Below are 21654 nucleotides of genomic sequence, written 5' to 3'. Positions count from 1 at the left end.
TTGAGGCCACCAGCCTAGATCGAAAGTGCCCTGTCGCCCTTGGCGAGATTGCTTCCAGATGTTGCCTGGCACGTCCAGCGTCAGCGCCGGCTCCCATTCTAAAAAAACGATATACACTCGGGGACATCGATAAATTCGCCCCCGGGTATCCCGCCATGATGACGCTGCGCCAGATCCGCCATTTCATAGCCGTGGCCGAAACCGGCTCGATCTCCGCCGCTGCGCAGACTGCATTCATCTCCCAATCCACCCTGACCCTGGCCATCCAGCAATTGGAGGAAGAGATCGGCGTCAGCCTGTTCAGTCGGCACGCCAAGGGCATGACATTGACGCACCAGGGGCACCAATTCCTGCGCCAGGCCCACCTGATCCTGGCCACCGTCGACAATGCCAAGCGCAGCCTGCAACAAAGCACCGACCAAGTGGCTGGCCAAGTCACCGTCGGCGTGACCAGCCTTGTCGCCGGTTACTACCTGGCGGACCTCTTGACCCGTTTCCAGCGCGCCTATCCTAACGTGGCGATCCGCGTCATGGAGGACGAACGACCTTATATCGAGCATCTGCTGGTCAGCGGCGAAATCGATGTCGGCGTCCTGATCCTGTCCAACCTCGAAGACCGCCACGCCCTGCAGACCGAAGTGCTGACCCACTCACCGTATCGCCTATGGCTGCCGGCCCAGCATCCGCTGCTGGAACACGACAGCATCAACCTGGCGGACGTGGCCCGGGAGCCGCTGATCCAGTTGAACGTCGACGAGATGGATCGCAACGCGCAACGCCTCTGGCGCGGCGCAGGCTTGCAGCCGCAGGTCACGCTGCGCACCGCCTCGACCGAAGCGGTGCGCAGTCTAGTGGCCGCCGGGCTGGGCGTGTCGATCCAGCCGGACATGACCTATCGTCCGTGGTCGCTGGAGGGCGACATCATCGAGGCACGCCCGATTGCCGACCTCAACCAGACGCTTGACGTCGGCCTGGCGTGGCGCCGGGGCACGGCGCGACCGGCGTCGGTCGATCCATTCCTGACCGTCGCTCGGGAGCAACGCCCAAGCGGGCGCAAGCCATCTATTTAATCGAACGCAGCCTTGAGTATTTCGAATTTGTCGGCCTTGCGGCTGAGCACTAGTCTTGCTGCATCGCCACAATCCCTTGTGTGAGAACAATCCATTGTGGGAGCGAGCTTGCTCGCGATGGCGGTGTGACAGGCGACATCGATTCGACTGATACACCGCCATCGCGAGCAAGCTCGCTCCCACAGGTTCTTTGTTTCAACTGAGACCTATAAAAAATGGCCGGCACGCAAAACCCGTTCTGTACCGCGTTGCTGATCGACGGAGCGTTGGTCCCCGGCGAAGGCGTTGTCGAGCCGATCCTCAACCCCGCCACTGGTGAAGTACTCGTCCACATCGCCGAGGCCAGCCTCGAACAGGTCGAGACCGCGATCCTCGCCGCCCACCACGCCTTCCCCGACTGGTCACGCACCACGCCGCAACACCGCTCGAACCTGCTGCTGGAAATCGCCAGCACCATCGAAAAAAACGCCGACGAACTGGCCCGCCTCGAATCACTGAACTGCGGCAAGCCGCTGCACCTGGCCCGCCAGGATGACTTGAGCGCCACGGTGGACGTGTTCCGTTTCTTCGCCGGCGCCGTGCGCTGCCAGACCGGCCAGCTCAGCGGTGAATACCTGCCCGGCTACACCAGCATGGTGCGCCGCGACCCGCTGGGCGTGGTGGCATCGATAGCGCCGTGGAACTACCCGATCATGATGGCGGCCTGGAAAATCGCCCCGGCCCTGGCCGCCGGCAACACCTTGGTGTTCAAGCCTTCGGAGCACACCCCGCTGTCGATCCTGGCCCTGGCGCCAACGTTGGCGGAGATCCTGCCGCGCGGCGTCATCAATATCATCTGCGGTGGCGGTGAAGGCGTCGGCAGCCACTTGGTCAGTCATCCGAAGGTGCGCATGGTCTCGTTGACGGGGGATATCGTCACCGGGCAGAAGATCCTCCAGGCCGCCGCGAAAACCCTCAAGCGCACGCATCTCGAACTGGGCGGCAAGGCCCCGGTGATTGTCTGTGACGACGCTGACCTGCGGGCGGTGGTCGAGGGTGTGCGCACCTATGGCTATTACAACGCCGGCCAGGATTGCACCGCGGCCTGCCGGATCTACGCCCAGGCCGGCATTCATGACCAACTCGTGGCCGAACTCGGTGCGGCGGTCGGCAGCCTGCGCTTTGCCGGCAAGCGCGACGCCGACAACGAAATCGGCCCGCTGATCAGCGTCCGCCAACGCGACCGGGTCGCCAGTTTTGTCGAGCGTGCCCTCGGCCAACCGCATATCGAACGCATCACAGGTGCGGCGGTGCATTCCGGCGCCGGTTTCTTTTACCAGCCGACACTGCTGGCCGGCTGCAAGCAAAGTGATGAGATCGTCCAGCGCGAGGTATTCGGACCGGTCGTCACCGTGACCCGCTTCGACGAACTCAGCCAGGCGGTGGATTGGGCCAATGATTCGGAATATGGCCTGGCGTCCTCGGTGTGGACCCAGAACCTCGACAAGGCGATGCAGGTGGCGGCGCGGCTGCAATACGGCTGCACCTGGATCAACAGCCATTTCATGCTGGTCAGCGAAATGCCCCACGGCGGACTGAAACGTTCGGGCTATGGGAAAGACCTGTCCAGCGACTCGCTCCAGGACTACAGCGTGGTGCGACACATCATGGCCAGGCATGGCCAGCATCTCTAGATAACAGCACTACTCTAATAACAAGCCATTCGTGGCGCTTCACCGGTTCAAAACTGCCCCGACCATAATTAAAGCAAGAGGGATTTCCATGTACGCGCACAAGACCGTATTGCTCAGTGCAATCACCACGGCGTTGCTGACCAGCGTCAGCCTGCAGGCCGCCGAACCGCTCAAGGCCGTTGGTGCTGGCGAAGGCCAACTGGATATCGTCGCCTGGCCGGGCTACATCGAACGCGGTGAAAGCGACAAGGCCTACGACTGGGTCACCGGCTTCGAGAAGGAAACCGGCTGCAAGGTCAATGTGAAAACCGCCGCGACGTCCGATGAAATGGTCAGCCTGATGACCAAGGGCGGCTACGACCTGGTGACCGCCTCGGGCGACGCGTCGTTGCGGCTGATTGCCGGCAAGCGGGTGCAACCGATCAACACCGCACTGATCGCCAACTGGAAAAACCTCGACCCGCGCCTCAAGGATGCGCCGTGGTACGTGGTCAACCAACAGACCTACGGCACCCCGTACCAATGGGGCCCGAATGTACTGATGTACAACACCAGCGTGTTCAAGCAGGCACCGACCAGTTGGAGCGTGCTGTTCAACGCCCAGGATTTGCCCGACGGCAAGCCGAACAAGGGCCGCGTGCAAGCCTACGATGGCCCGATCTACATCGCCGACGCGGCGCTGTACCTCAAGACCGCCAAGCCTGAGCTGGGTATCAAGGACCCGTACCAACTCGACGAGGCCCAATACAAGGCGGTGCTCGAATTGCTGCGGGGCCAACAGCCGTTGATCCATCGCTACTGGCATGACACCACCGTGCAGATGAGCGATTTCAAGAACGAAGGCGTGGTGGCGTCCGGCGCCTGGCCGTATCAGGTCAACGGCCTGATGAACGAGAAACAGCCGATCGCCTCGACCATTCCGAAAGAAGGTGCCACCGGCTGGGCCGACACGACGATGCTGCATGCCGAGGCCAAGCACCCGAACTGCGCCTACAAATGGATGGATTGGTCGCTGCAACCGAAAGTCCAAGGCGACGTCGCCGCGTGGTTCGGCTCCTTGCCTGCGGTGCCGGCGGCGTGCAAGGGCAGCGAGCTTCTGGGCGCCGAAGGTTGCAAGACCAACGGCTTCGATCAGTTCGACAAGATCGCGTTCTGGAAAACCCCACAGGCCGAGGGCGGCAAGTTCGTGCCGTACAGCCGCTGGACCCAGGATTACATTGCGATCATGGGCGGACGTTAAGCGCAGCCGAACACTGTTTTTGTGGCGAGGGGATTTATCCCCGCTGGGCGGCGAAGCAGCCCCAAAGCAGGCGACTCAATCTGTCTGATACCCACAGGTGTCAGGTTTTGGGGGGCTTCGCCCCCAGCGGGGATAAATCCCCTCGCCACGAGTCCGTGCCTGTCCCCTGGTAATGATTTAACGAAAGCCCGCTTTTCCGGAGCCCGCACCATGACGCTTGCAGTCCAGTTCACCCACGTTTCCCGTCAGTTCGGCGAGGTGAAGGCCGTTGACCGGGTCTCCATCGATATCCAGGACGGCGAGTTCTTTTCCATGCTGGGCCCTTCCGGCTCGGGCAAGACCACGTGCCTGCGGCTGATCGCCGGGTTCGAGCAGCCCAGTGCCGGTTCGATCCGCATCCACGGTGAAGAAGCCACCGGGCTCGCGCCTTATCAGCGCGACGTCAACACGGTTTTCCAGGACTACGCCCTCTTTCCCCACATGAACGTGCGCGACAACGTGGCCTACGGTTTGAAAGTCAAAGGCGTGGCCAAGGCAGAACGAATCAAGCGCGCCGACGAAGCGCTGGAGATGGTTGCCCTGGGCGGCTATGGCGAGCGCAAGCCGGTGCAGCTTTCAGGCGGCCAGCGCCAACGCGTCGCCCTGGCCCGCGCGCTGGTCAATCGTCCTCGGGTGTTGCTGCTGGATGAACCGCTGGGCGCCCTCGACCTGAAGTTGCGCGAACAGATGCAGGGCGAGTTGAAGAAGCTGCAACGCCAGCTGGGCATCACCTTCATTTTCGTCACCCACGACCAGACCGAAGCGCTGTCGATGTCGGATCGCGTCGCGGTCTTCAACAAAGGTCGGATCGAACAAGTCGATACCCCACGCAACCTCTATATGAAACCGGCAACCACCTTCGTTGCCGAGTTCGTCGGCACCTCCAACGTGATCCGTGGCGAACTGGCCCGGCAATTGAGCGGTCATCCACAGCCGTTTTCGATTCGCCCGGAGCATGTGCGTTTCGCCGAAGGCCCGCTGGCCGGCCATGAAATCGAAATCCAGGGCCTGCTCCATGACATCCAGTACCAGGGCAGCGCCACGCGTTACGAGCTGAAACTCGACAACGGCCAGACGCTGAACCTCAGCCAGGCCAATACCCAATGGGTGGACAACGCGACCCAATACCAGACCGGCCAGCAGCTCACCGTGCGCTGGGCCCGCGAGGCAATGATCGCCCTGAATGACACCGGGGCCGAGGTCTGAAAATGAATACCTTGGCTCTCACGCGAACGCCCGCCCCCGGCTCACCGCTGCGGCGTTTTTCCAACGTGCTGTACCGACGCCCCAACCTGTACCTGTCGATGTTGCTGGTGCCACCGCTGATCTGGTTCGGCGCAATCTACCTGGGTTCGCTGCTGACCTTGCTGTGGCAGGGTTTCTACACCTTCGACGACTTCACCATGGCGGTCACGCCGGACCTGACCCTGGCGAATTTCGCGGCGCTGTTCCAACCGTCGAATTTCGACATCATCGTGCGCACCCTGGCCATGGCAATCGTGGTGTCCATCGCCAGCGCCATCGTCGCCTTCCCGATTGCCTATTACATGGCGCGCTACACCAGCGGCAAGACGAAGGCGTTTTTCTACATCGCGGTCATGCTGCCGATGTGGGCCAGCTACATCGTCAAGGCCTATGCCTGGACGCTGCTGCTGGCCAAGGGCGGCGTGGCGCAGTGGTTCGTCCAGCACCTGGGCCTGGGCCCTGTGTTGCAGTTCGTGCTGGGGATTCCCGGCGTGGGCGGCAGCACCTTGTCCACCTCACACCTGGGGCGCTTCCTGGTGTTCGTCTACATCTGGCTGCCATTCATGATCCTGCCGATCCAGGCGTCCCTGGAGCGTCTGCCGCCGTCGCTGCTGCAAGCCTCGGCGGACCTTGGCGCCAAGCCCCGCCAGACGTTCATGCAAGTGATCCTGCCGTTGTCGATCCCGGGAATTGCCGCCGGCTCGATCTTCACGTTCTCGCTGACCCTGGGGGATTTCATCGTGCCGCAACTGGTGGGACCGCCAGGGTATTTCGTCGGCAGCATGGTCTACGCCCAGCAAGGCGCCATCGGCAACATGCCCATGGCCGCGGCGTTCACGCTGGTGCCCATCGTGCTGATCGCCATCTACCTTTCCATCGTCAAGCGACTGGGGGCTTTCGATGCACTCTGACTCTCAAGCGTCGTGGGGCTTGCGGATCGCGGCATGGGGCGGGCTGGTGTTCCTGCACTTTCCGATCCTGATCATCTTCCTGTATGCCTTCAATACCGAAGACGCTGCGTTCAGCTTTCCGCCCAAGGGGCTGACATTGAAGTGGTTCAGCGTGGCCTTCTCGCGCCCCGACGTGCTGGAGGCGATCAAGCTGTCCTTGCAGGTCGCCGCTGTCGCGACGCTGATTGCCATGGTGCTCGGCACATTGGCCTCGGCAGCGCTGTACCGCCGGGACTTCTTCGGCAAACAGGGCATTTCGCTGATGCTGATCCTGCCGATCGCCTTGCCGGGAATCATCACCGGCATCGCCCTGCTGGCAACGTTCAAGACCCTGGGCATAGAGCCCGGGATGTTCACCATCATTGTCGGGCACGCGACTTTTTGCGTGGTGATCGTCTACAACAACGTTATCGCCCGCCTGCGCCGCACGTCCCACAGCCTGATCGAGGCCTCGATGGACCTGGGCGCCGACGGCTGGCAGACCTTTCGCTACATCGTCCTGCCTAACCTGGGGTCGGCGCTGCTGGCCGGCGGGATGCTCGCGTTTGCCCTGTCGTTCGACGAAATCATCGTCACCACCTTCACCGCCGGCCACGAGCGCACTTTGCCGCTCTGGCTGCTCAACCAGCTCAGCCGCCCTCGCGACGTGCCGGTGACCAACGTGGTGGCGATGCTGGTGATGATGGTGACGATGTTGCCGATATTGGGCGCGTATTACCTGACGCGCGGGGGTGAAAGCGTGGCGGGGAGTGGCGGGAAATAATCAATGAAGATCGCTCATCGCAGGAACCGCAATCCTGTGGGAGCGAGCTTGCTCGCGAATGCGTCGTGTCAGTCGCTGCAAAGGTGAATGACCTACCACTATCGCGAGCAAGCTCGCTCCCACAGGGGACTTGGAAACCATTCAAGAGGACAAGGACATGCAAACCAAACTGCTGATCAACGGCCATCTGGTCAACGGCGAAGGCCCTGGCCAGGCGGTATTCAACCCGGCCCTGGGTCGGGTCCTGGTGGAAATCAATGAAGCCAGCGAGGCCCAGGTCGATGCCGCCGTGCGTGCCGCCGACAGCGCCTTCGAATCCTGGTCGCAAGTGCCACCCAAGGACCGCTCCCTGTTGCTGCTCAAGCTGGCCGACGCCATCGAAGCCAACGGTGAGGAACTGGCGAAGCTGGAATCGGACAACTGCGGCAAACCCTTCAGCGCCGCGTTGAACGACGAGATCCCGGCGATTGCCGACGTGTTCCGTTTCTTTGCCGGCGCCAGCCGCTGCATGAGCGGTTCGTCGGGCGGCGAATACCTGCCGGGGCACACGTCGATGATCCGTCGTGATCCAGTGGGGGTTATCGCTTCCATTGCGCCGTGGAATTACCCGTTGATGATGGTCGCCTGGAAAATCGCTCCAGCCCTGGCCGCCGGCAACACCGTGGTGCTCAAGCCGTCGGAGCAGACCCCGCTGACTGCATTGCGCCTGGCGGAACTGGCCGCGCAGATTTTCCCCGCCGGCGTGCTCAACGTGGTCTTCGGCCGTGGGCAAACCGTCGGCAATCCGCTGGTTACCCACCCGAAAGTGCGGATGGTATCGCTGACCGGTTCCATCGCCACCGGTTCGAACATCATTTCCAGCACTGCCGACAGCGTCAAGCGCATGCACATGGAGCTGGGTGGGAAAGCCCCGGTGATCATCTTCGACGACGCCGACATCGACGCAGCCGTGGAAGGCATCCGCACCTTCGGCTTCTACAACGCCGGCCAGGATTGCACCGCCGCTTGTCGCATCTACGCCCAGCAAGGCATCTATGACCGGTTCGTCGAGAAACTCGGCGCTGCGGTCAGCAGCATCAAGTACGGTTTGCAGAACGAGCCCGACACCGAAATGGGCCCGCTGATCACCGCCCAGCATCGCGACCGCGTGGCCGCTTTCGTCGAGCGGGCCATCGCCCAGCCGCATATCCGCCTGATCACCGGTGGCAAGGCCGTGGACGGCAACGGTTTCTTCTTTGAACCCACGGTGCTGGCCGACGCCCAGCAGGACGACGAAATCGTCCGCCGCGAAGTCTTCGGCCCGGTGGTGTCCGTCACCCCGTTCCTCGATGAAGCGCAAGTATTGGCGTGGGCCAACGACTCGGACTATGGATTGGCCTCATCGGTATGGACCACCGACGTCGGCCGTGCCCATCGCCTGTCAGCGCGACTGCAATACGGCTGCACCTGGGTGAACACTCACTTCATGCTCGTCAGCGAAATGCCCCACGGCGGTCAGAAACGCTCCGGCTACGGCAAGGACATGTCCATGTATGGGCTGGAGGATTACACGGTGGTGCGGCATGTGATGTTCAAGCACTGAGCCGAAATACAATTGATTCACGACCGGACGACAGTGTCCGGTCGTGTTTTTTAACGGTCATGGCAACACACTCATTTCATTTGTATCTGGCAGGCAATCGCGCCATCAACTCGCCTGTACGCCGCTTCATCTTCGCCCTGCCATGGGTGACCTCGAAGCAATCCTGGGCCCAATCCCTTGCCACAGGGTGTCTCACGGCACGTAACACCACTTCGCCAAGCGCATTGATGCTGAATTCGACAGTACACCCCGGAACCAATTGCAGGGCCTCGCGAATAGCCTTGGGAATGGTCACCCGTCCGTTGCTTGCTACCGTTGACGACATAACGCTCTCCTTTGAAATAGCGTGTTCAAAACTGCGAGACACGCCGCATCGCGTCTACGAGGTAGCGCATGGCGATCCGGTCGTTTTCCGACAACTCTCGATAGCGCTCGACCAACCTCAATTCCTCCAGGCTAAGCCGGCGCGACCGACGCTTGATGCCCAGGCCGGGAAAAACGCCCAGCATTTCGGTGATGCCCTGTAATTTCGTCATGACTTGTCCTTCGTTGCGTCGTTGGCCTGATAGCGCCTGGTGAACGGTTATGCCGGCTATCTCGCTAAAGAATAAGGAGGATTCCAAGCGTGAAAAGCGTTTTTTAGAGTAATTAGTCAAAAAACGCCGAAACGCCGTAAAAAAAAGAAAACTCTGTAAGAAAGTTTGACCGAACCCCGCATTGCCATCTCTCGATCCCATCATTTGCCCTATGATTTTGCGCCTCGGTGAACCGATCCAGCTCTCAGGTATCTGTTCTAACGTCCGTCGCGTTTGGCCAAAGGCATGTCCGAACCCTAATACCAATCCCTGTTCCCAGGATCGGCGCGGGATTGTTTCGATAGAAGGTTGTATTTATGCACCGCAGGAACCTGCTCAAGGCCTCCATGGCCTTTGCCGCCTACACCGGGCTCTCAGCTTCCGGGCTCATGGCTGCACGCGCCTGGGCGGCCGATCAGGCAGCCGATGGCGAAGCCCGGCCGTTCGATTTCGATGCGCTGAAAGACCAGGCCCGGCAGTTGGCCAGGAGCCCCTACACCGACACCAAGCAAGTCCTGCCGCCCACCCTGGCGCAGATGTCGCCCCTGCAATTCAACGCCATCAAGTACGACGCCAACCATTCGCTGTGGAACGCGGTGGACGGCCAGCTGGATGTCCAGTTCTTCCACGTCGGCATGGGTTTCAAGCAGCCAGTGCGCATGTACAGCGTCGATGCGAAGACGCGCATGGCCCGGGAGGTGCATTTCCGTCCGGAGCTGTTCAATTACGAGAAGACCACGGTCAACACCTCGCAACTGACCGGTGACCTGGGCTTCGCCGGGTTCCGTGTGTTCAAGGCACCGGAGCTGGACCGCCACGATATCGTTTCCTTCCTCGGCGCCAGTTATTTCCGCGCCGTCGACGCCAGCGGCCAGTACGGCTTGTCAGCCCGTGGCCTGGCCATCGACACCTACGCCAAGAAGCGCGAGGAGTTTCCGGATTTCACCAAGTTCTGGTTCGAAACCCCGGACAAGAACAGCACCCGTTTCGTGGTCTATGCCTTGCTCGACTCGCCTAGCGCCACCGGTGCCTATCGTTTCGACATCGACTGCCAACCGACCCGGGTCGTCATGGAGATCGACGCGCATATCAACGCCCGTACCGCCATCGAGCAACTGGGTATTGCGCCAATGACCAGCATGTTCAGTTGCGGCACCGTCGAACGACGCATGTGCGACACCATTCACCCGCAAATCCATGATTCCGACCGGCTGGCCATGTGGCGCGGCAACGGTGAGTGGGTCTGCCGCCCGCTGAACAATCCCGCGACCCTGCAATTCAACGCCTTCGCCGACAAGAACCCGAAAGGCTTCGGCCTGGTGCAGACCGACCATGACTTCGACAGTTACCAGGACACCGTCGACTGGTACAGCAAACGTCCAAGCCTGTGGGTAGAACCTACGACCGCATGGGGCGAGGGCTCCGTCGATCTGCTGGAGATTCCCACCACTGGCGAAACCCTCGATAACATCGTCGCGTTCTGGACACCGAAAAAACCCGTCGCCGCCGGTGATTCGCTGAACTACGGCTACAAGCTCTACTGGAGCGCCTTGCCTCCGGTCAGCACGGACCTGGCGCACGTCGATGCGACCCGTTCCGGCATGGGCGGCTTCATCGAAGGCTGGGCACCCGGCGAGCACTACCCGACCGTCTGGGCGCGGCGTTTTGCCGTGGACTTCAGCGGCGGCGGCCTCGACCAGTTGCCACCGGGCACCGGCATCGAACCGGTGGTGACCTGCTCCCACGGCGAAGTGAAGGATTTCAATGTGCTGGTGCTGGATTCGATCAAGGGCTACCGCATCACCTTTGACTGGTACCCGACCGACGATCGCGTGGACCCGGTGGAGATGCGGCTGTTCATTCGCTCCAAGGACCGGACCTTGAGCGAAACCTGGTTGTACCAGTACTTTCCGCCGAGCGCCGGATAAGCGTAAGTATCCCTGACAGTAATCGAGTGTCTGGACTGGCCCAATCGTCGGATCGCCGCCCGGAGCAAGCTCGCTCCCACAGGGGGATATGTGAACAACACAACTCCACTGTGGGAGCGAGCTTGCTTGCGATGAGGCCGGTCCAACCACCGAATAATCCAGCCCGATAAACAAAAGCCCCGGCCAATACTGACCGGGGCTTTTTGTTTTATCAGGCCCTCAATCCCGCAAATCCGACTCATGGATCGGCTGGTCCCGATGCGTCGCCCGCTGGTACTGCGCCGGCCAGGTGGCCTTGCGTCCGCCCAGGTCATCATCGGCATGCAGCGCCCAATATGGATCACGCAACAGTTCGCGGGCGAGGAAGATGATGTCGGCCTGGCAGGTGCGCAGGATGTGCTCGGCCTGGGCCGGTTCGGTGATCATGCCCACGGTGCCGGTGGCGATTTCCGACTCCTTGCGTACCCGCTCGGCGAAGCGCGTCTGATAGCCCGGGCCGGTGGGAATTTCCGCATTCGCGGCGGTGCCGCCCGACGACACGTCAATCAAGTCCACCCCCAGCATCCTGAAGCGTCGCGCCAACTCCACGGTTTCATCCGGGTTCCAGCCGTCTTCGACCCAGTCGGTGGCGGAGACACGCACGAATACCGGGAGCTCTTCAGGCCAGGCAGCCCTGACCGCTTCGGTCACTTGCAACACCAGCCGGATGCGATTTTCGAACGACCCGCCATATTGATCGCGGCGCTGATTGCTCAACGGCGAAAGGAATTGATGCAGCAGATAGCCATGGGCCGCGTGGACCTCGACGACCTTGAAGCCGGCGGTCAAGGCGCGCTTGGCCGCGTCCACGAATGCCTGGATGACGTCGGCGATCTGCCCCTCGTCCAGTTGGACCGGTTGGGTGTGCTGCGGATCGAAGGCGATCGGCGACGGGCCGACCGGCACCCAGCCACCATCCTCCGGCTTGACGCTGCCATGCTTGCCCAGCCATGGCCGCCAGGTGCTGGCCTTGCGACCGGCGTGGGCGAGTTGAATGCCCGGCACGGCCCCTTGTGCGGTGATGAAACGGGTGATGCGCTGTAGGGGCTCGATCTGTTCGTCGTTCCACAAGCCCAGGTCCTGGGCGGTAATGCGACCATCGGCGGTGACGGCGGTGGCTTCAGTGAAGACTAGCCCGGCGCCCCCCACGGCGCGGCTGCCGAGGTGCACCAGGTGCCAATCGTTGGCCAGGCCATCGGCGCTCGAATACTGGCACATCGGCGACACCGCGATGCGATTGGGCAGGGTCAGTTGACGAAGGGTATAGGGTTCCAGCAGCAGACTCATGGGGCACCTCTCGAATCAGTGGGCAGGCTCCAGGGTTCTGTTTGAAAAGTCGACGAGTGACAAAAGGCGCAACACCCGCCCCCGCGGGCAAAGAAACAGACAAGACGTCACAAGGGCTATCAAGCAGTGCTTAGAGACTAGTCGACAACCTGGGAGGAAGCAGGGTTCAGACCTGAAAAACTGACGGTGTGACGCAACGCCACTCGCTCGAGGCTTGCTCGCATTTTGTGGCGAGGGAGCTTGCTCCCGCTGGGTCGCGAAGCGGCCCCCTGAATTCCAGCCATCACATCGCAAGGGGACGCTGGCGCGTCCAGCGGGAGCAAGCTCCCTCGCCACAGAGTCCGGACACAGGATATGAGGGGTGTCTACCGCGGTTCGATATGGGCAATCATCAACTGCACCGTTTCCTGGCCGCGGAACTCGTTGAGGTCGAGCTTGTAGGCGAGTTCGACCCAACGCACCGTAGGATTTGGCCAGATCTCGCGGTCGATGCCAAAAGCGATGCCATCGAGCTTCACCGAGCCGCACTCGCTCTTGAGGATGACCTTCAGGTGCCGCTCGCCCACCACGCGCTGCTCGACCAACTGGAACACGCCATGGAACATCGGCTCCGGGAAATGCTGGCCCCAAGGGCCGGCGTGACGCAGCGCCCGGGCCAGTTCCAGGTGGAACTCCTCCACCGCCAGGGTGCCGTCGGACAACAGCCGGCCGGTCAGGTCTTCTTCACGCAATTGCCTGCGCACTTCCGCGTCAAATGCCTCGGCGAACATCGGAAAGTTTGCCTCGGGCAACGTCAGCCCCGCCGCCATGGCATGACCGCCGTATTTGCTGATCAGCGTTGGATGCTGCGCGGCAACGACGCTCAGCGCATCGCGAATATGAAAACCCGGTACCGAGCGGCCGGAGCCTTTGAGCAAACCGTCCCCGGCATCGGCAAAGGCAATGGTCGGACGGAAATACCGCTCTTTCATCCGCGACGCGAGGATGCCGATAACCCCTTGGTGCCACTGCGGATCGAACAGGCATAAACCGAACGGCATCGACTCCACCGGCAAATCCTTGAGCTGGGCCAGCGCTTCGCGCTGCATGCCCTGTTCGATGGACTTGCGGTCCTGGTTCATGCCATCCAGTTGCGCCGCCATTTCCCGCGCCAGCGCCGGGTCATCGGTGAGCAGGCATTCGATGCCCAGGCTCATGTCATCCAGGCGCCCCGCCGCATTCAGTCGCGGGCCGAGAATGAAACCGAGATCGGTGGACGTGATACGCGACGGGTCGCGCTTGGCCACTTCGAGGATCGCCTTGATCCCGGGACGGGCGCGGCCGGCGCGAATACGCTCCAGGCCCTGGTGCACCAGGATCCGGTTATTGGCGTCCAAAGGAACCACGTCGGCGACGCTGCCCAGCGCCACCAGGTCCAGCAGCTCGCCGATGTTCGGTTGGGGCTTGGTGGCATACCAGCCCAGGCTGCGCAAGCGTGCCCGCAGGGCCATCAGCACGTAAAAAATCACGCCGACGCCCGCCAGTGCCTTGCTGGGAAAATCACAACCCGGTTGGTTCGGGTTGACGATGGCATCAGCCGCCGGCAATTCGAGGCCGGGCAGGTGGTGGTCGGTGACCAGCACTTTGAGACCCGCGGCTTTCGCCGCCGCCACGCCTTCGACGCTGGAGATGCCATTGTCCACGGTGATCAGCAATTGCGGCTCGCGCTCCAGGGCGACTTCAACGATTTCCGGAGTCAATCCGTAGCCATATTCGAAGCGGTTGGGCACCAGGTAATCGACATGGGCCGCACCGAGCAGGCGCAGGCCCAATACCCCTACCGTGCTGGCGGTCGCACCGTCCGCATCGAAATCGCCAACGATCAGGATGCGCTGCCGTTGTTCCAGCGCCGTCACCAGCAGGTCTACTGCGGCGTCGATTCCCTTGAGCTGCTGGTAAGGGATCAGGCGTGCCAGGCTTTTATCCAATTCAACCGCAGATTGCACGCCTCGGGCGGCGTACAGGCGGGTCAACAGCGGCGGCAGGTCACCGAGGAATGGCAGGGTGTCGGGTAACTGGCGGGGTTCTATGCGCATGGGGAAAGACGAAAACTTCTCTTAAAGTGGGAATTCTTGTGGCGAAGGAGCTTGCTCCCGCTGGGCCGGGTTGGCGCTCCAGCGCGCAGCGGCCCTCCTCTTGTGGGCGCTGCGCCCCCAAGCGGGAGCAAGCTCCCTCGCCACGGTGAATCTATGCAATATGGCCCATCATCCACGCTCGCCCAGTAACCACTGCAGCTGCACTTCGTGCTGGCCACGGTCGTCGGTCACGAAAATCGTCCCTTCGCTGATCATCACGTCCCACTTGATGACCCGGGGCATGTCCCGGGCCAGGGTTTCGAGGACTTCCTGGGGCACGGCGGCGATGTTCACGTTCTTCAGCGTCTTCACGGCGGGAATCACCTTGCCTTCCCAGACACGCAGGCTGCCATAGGCCAGCAGGCTGGTGCGCTCGGTGCGGCGCGAGCACCAGGTCAGGCGCTCGGCGTCCGGCTGGCCGACTTCGATCCAATGCAGCACGCGATCGTCCAGGCTTTTTTCCCACAAAGCGGGCTCATCGACGTCTGACAGACCACGACCGAACGACAGCAGCTCGTTGTACCAGAACGCGTAGGCCAGCAGGCGCACGGTCATGCGCTCCTCGGTTTCCGAAGGATGGCGGGCGATGGTCTGCTTCACGCTCTCATACACACTGCGGTCGAGGTCGGTGAGGTTCAGTTCAAACTTGTAGGTCGTGGACGGCTGGGCCATGAACGGGCTTCTTGATACGAGGAAAGGCGGCAAGTCTAACCGATGACACGGGCAATCCACGAATTGCCGACCATCAACCTGCGGCGACTGACCTTGGCCTATGATAAAACGCTGTTCTCGTTCCGCCTTTGTCCTACAAGGATTCGTTATGTCGCTTACTGCCAAACCCCTTGCCGGCGTCAAGGTCATCGAACTCGGCACCCTGATCGCCGGCCCTTTCGCCTCGCGCATCTGCGGTGAATTCGGCGCCGAGGTGATCAAGGTCGAATCGCCTGACGGCGGCGATCCGCTGCGTAAATGGCGCAAGCTGTATGAAGGTACGTCCTTGTGGTGGTTCGTCCAGGCACGCAACAAAAAGTCCCTGACACTGAACCTCAAGCATCCTGAAGGCTTGGCGATCCTGAAACAGTTGATCGGCGAAGCGGACATCCTGATCGAGAATTTTCGTCCCGGCGTGCTGGAAAAGCTCGGCCTGGGATGGGACGTGTTGCACGCACTGAACCCGAAATTGGTCATGGTGCGACTTTCCGGGTTCGGTCAGACCGGGCCGATGAAGGATCAGCCCGGATTTGGCGCCGTCGGAGAATCCATGGGCGGCCTGCGCTACATCACCGGTTTCGAGGACCGCCCGCCGGTGCGTACGGGAATTTCCATCGGCGACTCCATTGCCGCGCTCTGGGGCGTGATCGGCGCGCTGATGGCCTTGCGTCATCGCGAGGTGAACGGCGGCACCGGACAAGTAGTGGACGTGGCGCTGTATGAAGCGATATTCGCCATGATGGAAAGCATGGTGCCGGAATTCGATGTGTTCGGTTTCATTCGCGAACGCACCGGCAACATCATGCCCGGCATCACCCCATCGTCCATCCATACCAGCGCCGACGGCAAGCATGTACAGATCGGCGCCAACGGTGATGCGATCTTCAAGCGCTTCATGCAAATCATCGGCCGTGACGACCTGGCCAACGACCCGCAACTGGCCAGCAATGATGGACGCGACAGTCGCCGCGACGAGCTCTACGGCGTGATCGATCGTTGGGTCAACTCACTGCCGCTGGAGGCTGTCATCGAACAGTTGAACCAGGCTGGAGTCCCGGCCAGTCGGATTTTCAGTGCCGAAGACATGTTCAGCGACCCGCAATTTCTCGCCCGGGAAATGTTCCTGCAGGCCAAGCTGCCGGACGGCAAGGCGTTCAAGATGCCCGGGATCATCCCGAAGCTCTCGGAAACACCTGGCACGTCCGAATGGGTCGGACCGGCGTTGGGCGAGCACAATGCGCTGGTGCTCGGTGAGCTTGGCTACGATGCACAGCAAATCGCCAAACTGCGGGCCGATGGTGCTGTTTGATGCGACCGTGGATCTGCTGTGAACGAAAATCTCGAATTCACCATAGATCCATTGTGGGAGCGAGCTTGCTCGCGATTGCGGTGTGTCCGTTGACGTCGGAATTGGCTGACCCGACGCCATCGCGAGCAAGCTCGCTCCCACCCAGATTCAGCGCGGTCGAGTGGCCGCGCCAAGGCCTGAACGCCAGGCAAAAAGAAACCCCGAGAAGTGGGGAGACAACTCGGGGTTAAACGTGACCATTCAGGTCAGTACAACAAGCGACAAGCACCGGAGCACAATGCTTGCTCTTGTTGGTAAAAGGTCTGACTCACCAGGGTGTAGGAAGGTTCCCTAGGAAATGTCGCTCAATTCGGGACGGTCATGACCTTGTCGCGCGCCAGATTGCGCAATGCCGCAATCACGCAAGGCTCCAAGCGGCCTTCGGCAATCATCACGTCACGATGCAGGCCATCGACCACGTCAGTCAGTTGGCGCTTGTCGGCCAATTGGGCCTGATTGAACGCTCGCTCGACCATGATGGCGCCCGAGCGGTTCTTCAGCGTCACCAGGCACTCGCCCTTTGTACCGGAGGGAGTGAGCGTGACCTGGCACGGGCTCAAGGCTTCATTCAGCAACAGGCTGATACTTTCCATTCGATCACCCTTCATTAGTCCGAAAAAACAACTGCACAGTAAGTGACCGTTGGGCCTGGCGGAAAGTTCGCCAGCGCAACGAAGCGCCACCTCCGAGACCTGTTCAAACGAGCATGCGCGTCCAATGTGACAGGCAGACAACAGCCATTGCCCGTCGCCGTGCTCACGCCAGGAACCGGTTCGAGCGCCGCCATCGCCGCCCGACATCGATCCATCCCCCCAGGAGCCCTCGCAATTGCCCATCGGCACCATAAAATGGCACCGACCAGTGGTAGATGTCCCGTAATCCGCAGTTGAACATCAGTTGACGGTCAACAAATCGCGGCTTGCGGCTTTGCAATTGCTCCATCAGTTCACCATGCAGCAGCTCGGCAGTCGCCAATGGAAAGGCCGAAGAGTCTGTCAAACGGGTCCCTCGAAGTTTTTCGAAGCGGGTCGAAAACTGTTCCTCGTAACTTCTGTTGCACATGACCAGCCGTCCCTCGAGGTCACGAATGAAGATCGGATCGGGAATGGCGTCCATCAGGGCTCGCTGGAAGGTCAACTGGTCGTTGAGTACCGCCTCGGCCTTGAGACGCTGATTGATCTGCGCCTGCAGGCGACGGCTCCACAGCAGGGACAACAGGCCGAACACGCCCGCCCCGACCACACACCAATAGCCCCACTGGGAGACACGTGCCCAGAGCGACGGTGCCTGGCGCGGGGCAATACTTGCCAACCATTTTGAGCGCAGCGCGCGCATTTCTTCGACCGGAAATGCTTCCAGCGCCTTGTTCAAAATGCCCAGCAAAGGTCGCAGGTCCTGGCGTACAGCCAGATAATCGGGCTCCCATCGACCTTCGAGGTTGCTGCCCACCTGTAGCTGACCTGCGGGATAAAGGTGCGCGCCGGTTTCATTCTCGATGGTGGCATGGGCTTCCCGGCTCTCCACCAGCGCCCTCGCCTCCCAATAGGTCTTGACCGTGCGCAGTTCGATGGCCGGATGGTCGCGCTTGATCTGCGCTTCCAACGCGTGGCGTGCAGGCAACGCCAGGACCTTGCCATTGAGCTGCTCCAGCGAACGCAGCAGTGGCGCTCCGTTGCGCCCGACGAAGACCCAGCCGGAGCCTCCGAACGCATGGCTGAAACTCAGGAACTCCCGGCGCTCGTCGTTCATCGCCAGGGTGGTGGTCATGTCGGCCTCGCCGTTTTGCAACATCACGATCAATTGATCGGGAGAGAACGACTCCCGGTGGACGAACTCAAGGCCGGTCATGTGCGCGATACGCCGCAGAATATCGTCGTTCAGCCCATTCCATCGCCCGCGTTCATCTTTGAACAGGTACAGCGGGAATTGCATCGAGGCAACGACGACACGCGGATTTTCCCTGATCCACCGCAACTCCTCGGCATCAAGCGCCAGCCGCCCGCCCGGCTCGAACGGTGGTTGGCCGGAGGCCGCCAGTTGGGCCGCGCCGCCCCACTGGGTCCAGTACATCAGGACCAGGCCCATCATCCAGCTCAACACTGGTTTGCATCGGATAAAGAACAACATCTGCACTTCCTTCGAAATTACCCGCCCATCCCTCCAAGGGCGAAAACCCGGCCAGTTTGGCATGCAGAAACAAGAAAGCCCGTCAGGAGACGGGCTTCAAAATGTGACAGGTTAGAGCCGTCAGAGAGGCTTGCCGCGATTGCCATGCTGACTGACAAAGGCCTGCACGGCTTTCAAGTCGTTCGGCAACACCGTGCAACGCTCATTTCGCTCAAACAAATCAGAAAGATGTGCAGGCAGTTCGAGCGCTTTTCCTACGCCCGCCTTCTCCACGGCTTCCGGAAACTTGACCGGGTGAGCGGTGCCCAGGATGACCATCGGGATGTCCAGGCTGCGACGACACTCGCGCGCGGCCCTCACACCAATAGCGGTGTGTGGGTCGAGCAACTCACCGCTTTGCCCGAACACCTCGGCGATGGTCTCGCAGGTCTGCGCGTCATCCACGGCCAGGGAATCGAACAGCTTGCGGGCTTCGGTCCAACGCTCGGCCTCGACGCTGAAACCGCCGCCCTGGCGGAAGCTGTCCATCAGGCCGGCAATCGCCGCGCCATTGCGACCGTGCAGGTCGAAAAGCAGGCGCTCGAAGTTCGACGACACCATGATGTCCATCGAAGGTGACAGTGTGGCGTGCAGGGTTTCCTTGACGTACTGGTTGCCGCTCATGAAGCGGTGCAGGATGTCGTTGCGGTTGGTGGCGACGATCAGTTGATTGATCGGCAGGCCCATGTTGCGCGCCAGGTAGCCAGCGAAGATATCGCCGAAGTTACCGGTCGGCACCGAGAACGATACCGAACGGGCCGGGCCGCCCAATTGCAGGGCCGCGTGGAAGTAATAGACGATCTGGGCCATGATCCGCGCCCAGTTGATCGAGTTCACCGCCACCAGCCGCGTGCCCTTGAGGAAACTCTGGTCGGCGAAGCTCGCCTTGACCATTTCCTGGCAGTCATCGAAATTGCCTTCGATGGCGATGTTGTGGATATTTTCGCCGAAGATGGTCGTCATCTGCCGGCGCTGCACTTCCGAGACGCGGTTGTGCGGGTGCAGGATGAAGATGTCGACGTTCTCGCAATGCTTGCAGCCTTCGATGGCGGCCGAACCGGTGTCGCCGGAAGTCGCACCGACAATCACCACGCGCTCGCCACGTTTCTGCAGCACGTAGTCCAGCAGGCGACCGAGCAGTTGCAAGGCGAAATCCTTGAACGCGAGGGTCGGACCGTGGAACAACTCCAAGACCCATTCGTTACCGTTGAGCTGACGCAACGGGGCAATGGCATTGTGGGAAAAGACGCCATAGGTCTCTTCGAGGATCTTCTTGAAATCGGCGTCCGGAATGCTGCCGGCAACAAACGGGCGCATGACGCGGAAGGCCAGCTCGTGATACGGCAGGCCGGCCCAGGAGGCGATTTCTTCCTGGGTGAAACGCGGCAGGTTCTCCGGCACATAGAGACCGCCATCCGTGGCCAGGCCGGCCAGCAGGACATCTTCGAAATTCAGGGCCGGTGCCTGGCCGCGGGTGCTGATATAGCGCATAGGGGCAAACCTTCGGTTTGAGCTTCAAGCCTCAAGCTACAAGCTACAAGTGAAAAGCGGGTCGGCTTTTACTTGCAGCTTGCAGCTTAGAGCTTGCCGCTAAATTAGTTCAAATGTTCGACGCGGATACGGACCACTGGGCCAACGACGCCTTGCAGGGCCTCCAACGCGGCAATGGCGTCGTTGATGCGCTGCTCGACCACACGGTGGGTCAGCAGGATCATCGGCACCAGGCCGTCGTGCTCCTCGACTTCCTTCTGCATGATCGACTCGATGTTGATGCCACGCTCCGAAAGGATGCTCGCGACCTGGGCCAATACGCCCGGGTGGTCCTTGGCCTGGATGCGCAAGTAGTAGGCGCTTTCGCAGGCGTCGATCGGAAGAATCGGATGGGCCGACAGCGAATCCGGCTGGAAGGCCAGGTGCGGCACGCGGTTTTCCGGGTCCGAGGTCATGGCGCGAACCACATCCACCAGGTCGGCGATTACCGAGGATGCAGTCGGCTCCATGCCGGCGCCAGCCCCGTAGAACAGCGTCGAGCCGGAGGCATCGCCGTTGACCATCACCGCATTCATCACGCCGTTGACGTTGGCGATCAGGCGATCCGCCGGGATCAACGTCGGATGCACCCGCAATTCGATGCCGCTGGCGGTGCTGCGCGCCACGCCCAGGTGCTTGATGCGATAGCCGAGGGCTTCGGCATAGTTCACGTCGGCGGTGGTCAGCTTGGTGATGCCTTCGGTGTAGGCCTTGTCGAATTGCAGCGGGATGCCAAAGGCGATGGAAGCCAGGATCGTCAGCTTGTGCGCTGCGTCGATGCCTTCCACGTCGAAGGTCGGATCGGCCTCGGCGTAACCCAGGGCCTGGGCTTCGGTGAGTACATCCTCGAAGGTGCGGCCTTTTTCGCGCATCTCGGTGAGGATGAAGTTGCCGGTGCCGTTGATGATCCCCGCAACCCAGTTGATGCGGTTGGCCGAGAGGCCTTCGCGAATCGCCTTGATCACCGGGATACCCCCGGCCACGGCGGCTTCGAACGCCACGATCACGCCTTTCTCGCGTGCCTTGGCGAAAATCTCATTACCGTGAACGGCGATGAGCGCCTTGTTCGCGGTGACCACATGCTTGCCATTCTCGATGGCCTTGAGTACCAGCTCTCGGGCAACGGTATAGCCGCCCATCAGCTCTATCACGATGTCGATCTCAGGGTTCGTGGCCACTTCGAAGACATCGTTGGTAATCGCAATACCGGTCGTCTGGAACTGAGGCTTTGGCGTGCGCATGGCAATTTGTGCCACTTCGATTCCACGCCCGGCACGACGAGCAATTTCCTCGGCGTTGCGCTGAAGTACGTTGAAGGTGCCGCCACCGACGGTACCTAACCCACAGATGCCTACTTTGACCGGATTCACTCTTGACTCCCCATGAAACGGCCG

The 21654-nt window shown here is 61.2% G+C and carries 17 protein-coding genes and 1 pseudogene; 9 read left to right on the top strand and 9 right to left on the bottom strand.

Translation table 11 applies throughout. The features are described 5' to 3' along the window. The first annotated feature begins 155 nt into the window (after window positions 1-155). The 7 genes from AB4N42_RS08955 to AB4N42_RS08925 all read left to right on the top strand — a co-directional run bounded on the left by AB4N42_RS08955 (window position 156) and on the right by AB4N42_RS08925 (window position 8562). Window positions 156-1070, top strand: a complete 915-nt coding sequence (locus tag AB4N42_RS08955; RefSeq protein ID WP_217860262.1) for a LysR family transcriptional regulator — start codon at window positions 156-158, stop codon at window positions 1068-1070. A 215-nt stretch (window positions 1071-1285) separates the two neighbouring features. Continuing rightward, the gene (locus tag AB4N42_RS08950; protein ID WP_030139539.1) at window positions 1286-2743 is read left to right on the top strand and encodes a gamma-aminobutyraldehyde dehydrogenase; all 1458 of its coding nucleotides are present in this window, start codon (window positions 1286-1288) and stop codon (window positions 2741-2743) included. A gap of 88 nt (window positions 2744-2831) precedes the next feature. After that, window positions 2832-3983 carry a putative ABC transporter substrate-binding protein YdcS gene (gene ydcS / locus AB4N42_RS08945; RefSeq protein ID WP_030139540.1) on the top strand — a complete coding sequence of 384 codons (1152 nt, stop codon included), beginning with the start codon at window positions 2832-2834 and terminating at the stop codon, window positions 3981-3983. Between the two features lie 210 nt (window positions 3984-4193). Then, window positions 4194-5228 (top strand): ABC transporter ATP-binding protein, encoded by a 1035-nt coding sequence (locus AB4N42_RS08940; RefSeq protein ID WP_030139541.1) that lies wholly within the window; start codon window positions 4194-4196, stop codon window positions 5226-5228. Window positions 5229-5230: 2 nt separating this feature from the next. Beyond that, window positions 5231-6178 (top strand): ABC transporter permease, encoded by a 948-nt coding sequence (locus tag AB4N42_RS08935; protein WP_030139542.1) that lies wholly within the window; start codon window positions 5231-5233, stop codon window positions 6176-6178. Next, entirely contained in the window at window positions 6168-6980 is an 813-nt protein-coding gene (locus tag AB4N42_RS08930; protein WP_030139543.1) for an ABC transporter permease, read from the top strand. Before AB4N42_RS08935 ends, AB4N42_RS08930 begins: the two co-directional genes overlap by 11 nt. Before the next feature lie 157 nt (window positions 6981-7137). Next, entirely contained in the window at window positions 7138-8562 is a 1425-nt protein-coding gene (locus AB4N42_RS08925; protein WP_334598264.1) for a gamma-aminobutyraldehyde dehydrogenase, read from the top strand. Window positions 8563-8638: 76 nt separating this feature from the next. Here the strand turns inward: AB4N42_RS08925 and AB4N42_RS08920 are convergent, their stop codons facing one another. After that, window positions 8639-8887, bottom strand: coding sequence for an AbrB/MazE/SpoVT family DNA-binding domain-containing protein (locus tag AB4N42_RS08920; RefSeq protein WP_030139545.1), 249 nt, complete (start codon window positions 8885-8887; stop codon window positions 8639-8641). A 25-nt stretch (window positions 8888-8912) separates the two neighbouring features. Then, window positions 8913-9098, bottom strand: coding sequence for a hypothetical protein (locus AB4N42_RS08915; RefSeq protein WP_030139546.1), 186 nt, complete (start codon window positions 9096-9098; stop codon window positions 8913-8915). Between the two features lie 356 nt (window positions 9099-9454). On the opposite strand from AB4N42_RS08915, the pseudogene AB4N42_RS08910 reads away from it, so the two are divergent. Next, a pseudogene (locus tag AB4N42_RS08910) lies at window positions 9455-11081 on the top strand (glucan biosynthesis protein D). Window positions 11082-11284: 203 nt separating this feature from the next. Here AB4N42_RS08910 and AB4N42_RS08905 read toward each other — a convergent pair. From AB4N42_RS08905 to AB4N42_RS08895, 3 genes are all read right to left on the bottom strand, one after another. Next, on the bottom strand, window positions 11285-12391 hold the full coding sequence (locus AB4N42_RS08905) for an NADH:flavin oxidoreductase/NADH oxidase (protein ID WP_334598265.1): 1107 nt from the start codon (window positions 12389-12391) through the stop codon (window positions 11285-11287). Window positions 12392-12756: 365 nt separating this feature from the next. Continuing rightward, a complete protein-coding gene (gene recJ / locus AB4N42_RS08900; protein WP_258648221.1) occupies window positions 12757-14466 on the bottom strand; it encodes a single-stranded-DNA-specific exonuclease RecJ in 1710 nt (569 codons plus the stop codon). A gap of 168 nt (window positions 14467-14634) precedes the next feature. Then, window positions 14635-15177, bottom strand: coding sequence for a YaeQ family protein (locus AB4N42_RS08895; protein ID WP_030139550.1), 543 nt, complete (start codon window positions 15175-15177; stop codon window positions 14635-14637). A 148-nt stretch (window positions 15178-15325) separates the two neighbouring features. Here AB4N42_RS08895 and AB4N42_RS08890 point away from each other — a divergent pair, with 148 nt between their 5' ends. After that, window positions 15326-16525, top strand: a complete 1200-nt coding sequence (locus AB4N42_RS08890) for a CaiB/BaiF CoA transferase family protein (RefSeq protein ID WP_030139551.1) — start codon at window positions 15326-15328, stop codon at window positions 16523-16525. Between the two features lie 344 nt (window positions 16526-16869). Here AB4N42_RS08890 and AB4N42_RS08885 read toward each other — a convergent pair whose 3' ends face one another. From AB4N42_RS08885 to AB4N42_RS08870, 4 genes are all read right to left on the bottom strand, one after another. Next, window positions 16870-17157 carry a DUF3509 domain-containing protein gene (locus tag AB4N42_RS08885; protein ID WP_407683794.1) on the bottom strand — a complete coding sequence of 96 codons (288 nt, stop codon included), beginning with the start codon at window positions 17155-17157 and terminating at the stop codon, window positions 16870-16872. Between the two features lie 163 nt (window positions 17158-17320). Further along, window positions 17321-18691 carry a transporter substrate-binding domain-containing protein gene (locus AB4N42_RS08880; RefSeq protein ID WP_323155355.1) on the bottom strand — a complete coding sequence of 457 codons (1371 nt, stop codon included), beginning with the start codon at window positions 18689-18691 and terminating at the stop codon, window positions 17321-17323. 120 nt (window positions 18692-18811) lie between these two features. Then, entirely contained in the window at window positions 18812-20221 is a 1410-nt protein-coding gene (gene thrC, locus AB4N42_RS08875; RefSeq protein ID WP_258648222.1) for a threonine synthase, read from the bottom strand. A gap of 104 nt (window positions 20222-20325) precedes the next feature. Further along, window positions 20326-21630, bottom strand: coding sequence for a homoserine dehydrogenase (locus AB4N42_RS08870; protein ID WP_030139555.1), 1305 nt, complete (start codon window positions 21628-21630; stop codon window positions 20326-20328). Window positions 21631-21654 lie beyond the last annotated feature (24 nt).

Source organism: Pseudomonas sp. H2_D02 (genome assembly GCF_054677635.1).
Note: the sequence above shows the minus strand (reverse complement) of the source record. Positions and strands in the feature narration are given on the sequence as shown.